This is a genomic window from Methylobacterium trifolii (assembly GCF_022179685.1).
Classification (GTDB): domain Bacteria; phylum Pseudomonadota; class Alphaproteobacteria; order Rhizobiales; family Beijerinckiaceae; genus Methylobacterium; species Methylobacterium trifolii.
Genome location: NZ_BPRB01000304.1, coordinates 1 through 3,950, shown reverse-complemented (window position 1 = coordinate 3,950; position 3,950 = coordinate 1). Strand labels below are relative to the sequence as shown.

Here is a 3,950-nt window from a genome sequence, read left to right as displayed (position 1 = left end):
GCGACGATGATGGTGCGCCCACGGACACGCTGATCGTTCTCGAACGTCGCGCAGAATGCGCCGTCTTCAAGCCGCTCCAGCTTCACCACACGCCTGGGCATCGCGAACCGGGTCCCGAACTTCAACGCCTGGACCTCGCCACGCCAGACGAGATCGGCTCCGGATATCCCCGTCGGAAACCCCATGTAGTTCTCGATGCGGCTCGATGTGCCGGCTTGGCCGCCGATTGCGACATCCTCGATCACCAGGGCGCGGAGCCCCTCAGCACCTGCGTAGACGCCCGCCGCCACGCCGGCCGGACCACCGCCGACGATGAGCACGTCGAAGGCCTCGTCATCGAGAAGGTTATAATTGAGGCCGAGCAGGTGAGCGATCTTATCGGGTGTCGGCTCCGTCACGACGATATCGCGTCCGAAGATCACGGCCGGCCGGTCGGACGCAAGCGAACAGCTTTTCGCGACGGCTCCGGCCTCCGGGCTACCGATCGCGTAGGACCTGTAGGGCAATCGGTTGCGGCTCGCGAACTCTGCAATCCGCCGAACAGCCCGGTCGTCATCCTCGCCGATCAACACCAATGTGCCGTCCCGCGAGTCGAGTTGTCGACGCCGCCGCGCCGCGAGAACCGTGATGACGATGTCCGACATCTCGGGAATTTCGGACATCAGCCGCAGCATCTCCAGCCGCGGCACGTCAACCACGGTGGTATCCTGGACCGCCCGCATGGGCATCGACCAGTTGCCGCCGTTCAGAAACGATATTTCGCCCATGAACTGCGTCGGCCCGAGGGTCGACGGGAGGTGACGCTCATCCGTGTACGGATTCACCACTTCGATCTCGCCCGCCTCGACATAGACGAACCGATCGGCAGGTTCGCCGGCGCGTGCGAGGAACGTTCCGGCCGGGTAGTTCCGCTCGACCCCGGCTGCTCGAAGCGCCGCGACATGCGAGGCCGCGAGGGGAACGCGCTGCATCTCGCTGAGATCGCGGCCGATCGTTTCCATGTCCAACCTTATCGCATGGTGCCCGGCGAGGGGGCTGCATCAATCGTTCCTCGTCACGAGACGAGACGACCTTGGCCCGGAGGCGTCCCTCAATGTTGTAGAGGGAAGTCTGGACTTGAAGGTATGGCATCGCCCGGTCGCGCCGGACAAGTCATCGAGCACTCGCATGAACCGCGCCGGGTTTCCCGGAGGCCATCTGGCTTGAGTCAGGCTGCCGAGGCTTGCGGCTCGGCCTGGGCATAGTAGCGCGCTTCGCCCTCTGCGAGAGGGATATTCCCGATCGGTTGGAGCAGGCGGCGGGTGTCGAACCAGTCGACCCATTCGAGGGTGGCGAACTCGACGGCCTCGAACGACCACCACGGGCCACGGCGATGGATCACCTCGGTCTTGAACAGGCCGTTGATCGTCTCGGCCAGAGCATTGTCGTAGCTGTCGCCGACGCTGCCGACGGACGGCTCGACACCGTCCTGGGCGAGCCGCTCGGTGTCGCGCAGCGCAAGGTATTGCGAGCCCCTGTCGCTGTGGTGCCCGAGGCCGCCGCCCTGGACGGGACGACGCGCGTGCAGAGCGTGCTCCAAGGCGTCGAGCAAGAAGACGGCGTGGGCGGGTTCGGGAGACCCGCCAGTCGACGATCCGGCGGGCGAAGACATCGATCACGAAGGCGACATGGACGAAGCCGGCCAAGGTCGCGACGCAGGTGAAGTCGCTGACCCACAACGCGTTCGGGCGCGGAGCCTTGAACTGGCGGTTGACCCGGTCGAGTGGGCACACCGCCGCTGGGGCGGGGATCGTCGTCCGGACCGCCCTACCCCGCACGACACCCTTCAGTCCCATCGCTCGCATCAGCCTCGCGACGGTGCACCAGGCCACCACGATCCCGTCCCGGCGGAGCTGGTGCCAGACTTTCCGTACGCCGTAGACGCGGAAGGTCGTCTCGAACACGCGCCGGGTCCCGACCATCAGCGCCGCCTCGCTCCTGGCCCGTTCCGGCAGCCTGCCGGGATCGGCGCGCCGTGCAGCATGCGCTCGGTCCGTCGACGGGGCGATCGGCAGCACCCTGCAGATCGGCTCGACCCCGTAGACGGCGCGGTGATCATCGATGAAGGCGATCACGTCCGCGGCCGGCGGTCGAGCTCCGCCATGGCAAAATACGCCGACGCCTTCCAGAGGATCTCGTTGGCCTGACGCAACTCGCGGTTCTCGCGCTCCAGCGCCTTGATCCGCTCGCGCTCGTCCGTGCTCGGGCCGCCCCGCAGGCCTTTGCCCCGCTCGGACAGCCGGATCCGATTCCGAAGCGTTTCGCCCGAACAGCCAATCTCGGCCGCGATTGAAGTAATCGCCGTTCATTGCGAGGCACGCTCGCCCTGGTGGTCCAAGCATCAGCACCGCGCGGGCACGAATCCTAGGGGAATACGGTGGGGGTCGCTTCGTCATCGCTCCATCCTCTCAAGAGTTGAAGCCTCCGGGAAACCCGGCGCGGTTCAAGTCTCGTCTGGTGCATCGGCTTCACGCCGGACTTCCGCTGGCTCGACGCCTCGGTGTTCAATTGCGCCGGCAGCCCCATGCGCACCGAACCTCTCCGATTGGCAGGAGTGGCGTTTGTCGCCGCATCCACATGCCGGCCGCGATCCGATACGGCGCTCCAAGAAAAGCCTATTCCAGCTGACAAATCATCTCAATTTCACCGACCATTTATCTCATTTTGTCCGGAACCGTACGCAGGCCTACATCGATTATCGCGTTTCTATGTTGTTGCAGTCCTCATTAATCCTGGCTCATCATGTCCATCGGACTGCGACATTAGGCCTATTGATTACGATCAGTACCGGTTGGTATTACAAGCCAATTCCCTATCGTACCGAGTAGGGAAAAATCGCGACGCATGCAGGGAAACATCGAGCTACCATCATCGGTTCAGTGCGGCGGCAGGCCAGCAGGTCTGAAGCGAGATGAGGATGTCTGACGCGACCATCCAGTGTACGGTCATGAGGCAGCGTGGCGCCTCGGAAGCCTACAATCTATCAGGTCGACCAGTTGCTGATCATAAAGTCGGGGTCGCAACGTGAGGCTGAACGGCAGGCTTACCCGGGCGGATGGGATTGGCGACACTTTTCGGAGTTTGCTTGCCCCAATTTCTGACAGAATATTTTCCCGACACTGTTGTGCAATTTCAACGCGCTACTGAACCGCCTTCTTTCAGCATCTGGAACCCGATCGGATGCCCGGCATGATAGCTGATAGGGTCAGTGTCTTGTATGAGTAGGCGGGTGGTCTGATCCGTGGTCCGGCGGATGTCATTGATCATGGCGTCTGCCAGCTTACATGCCGGCCCGAATATCTGTTTCATCTTCGCCCATGGGCGCTACGATGAACCAGCCCTCCTCCGGTCGTGAAAATCCTCAACCTGTCTCAGGAGTGTTGACATCGGACAATCCGCCTAAGAAGCCTCCATATCCATGCGAGCGTCAAGATTTTCTTTGTATCGCTCGTTCACTGATGATTGCAGATATCTCCGACTTCCCGCATACAGTGGCCGATATCGATAATTCGCCCGCCGATACATCGAGGTATAAGATGATCGTATTTCGCGCCTCGCTCGGCTCTTCATATAATCCTGCTAGCTACCAAGAATATTTCACGCACGCCGACACAAATAGGAGCATATATGTCGGACCCTATTCAAATTCTCCCGTCTATGGTCGACTTCAACTTTCTGATAATACGATTGTGTACACAGGAATAATCGAAGATCAAAACCAGGTTGGTTTTACTGGTTATATGTCACGACAACTTCAAACTAATGATGGCGGCTTCTATTGGGATGTATCCGGAAATACTGGTTCCGCCACATTGGTTGGTGGAGATTTCGGTGATGGGCTTCGCACGGGGGTTGCGAACGATACCCTTAAAGGCGGCTTTGGCAATGACGTGCTAGCACTACTTTGGCAG

1 protein-coding gene, 2 pseudogenes and 1 other annotated feature are annotated in these 3,950 nt (G+C 61.0%); of the genes and pseudogenes, 1 reads left to right on the top strand and 2 read right to left on the bottom strand.

Annotation, left to right across the window (positions count from 1 at the left end; translation table 11 throughout):
* Together COGEMETH_RS22635 and COGEMETH_RS22630 are read right to left on the bottom strand one after the other, a co-directional pair.
* Positions 1-1,001, bottom strand: a 1,001-nt coding sequence (locus tag COGEMETH_RS22635; protein ID WP_238184948.1) for a cyclic nucleotide-binding domain-containing protein, incomplete at its 3' end; no start/stop codon positions are given.
* A gap of 206 nt (positions 1,002-1,207) precedes the next feature.
* Positions 1,208-2,435: pseudogene (locus COGEMETH_RS22630) on the bottom strand (IS3 family transposase).
* Positions 2,040-2,156: a sequence feature (AL1L pseudoknot), on the bottom strand. (Overlaps the previous pseudogene by 117 nt.)
* A 933-nt stretch (positions 2,436-3,368) precedes the next feature.
* Here COGEMETH_RS22630 and COGEMETH_RS22625 point away from each other — a divergent pair.
* Positions 3,369-3,950, top strand: a pseudogene (locus tag COGEMETH_RS22625) (hypothetical protein); the annotation flags it as partial.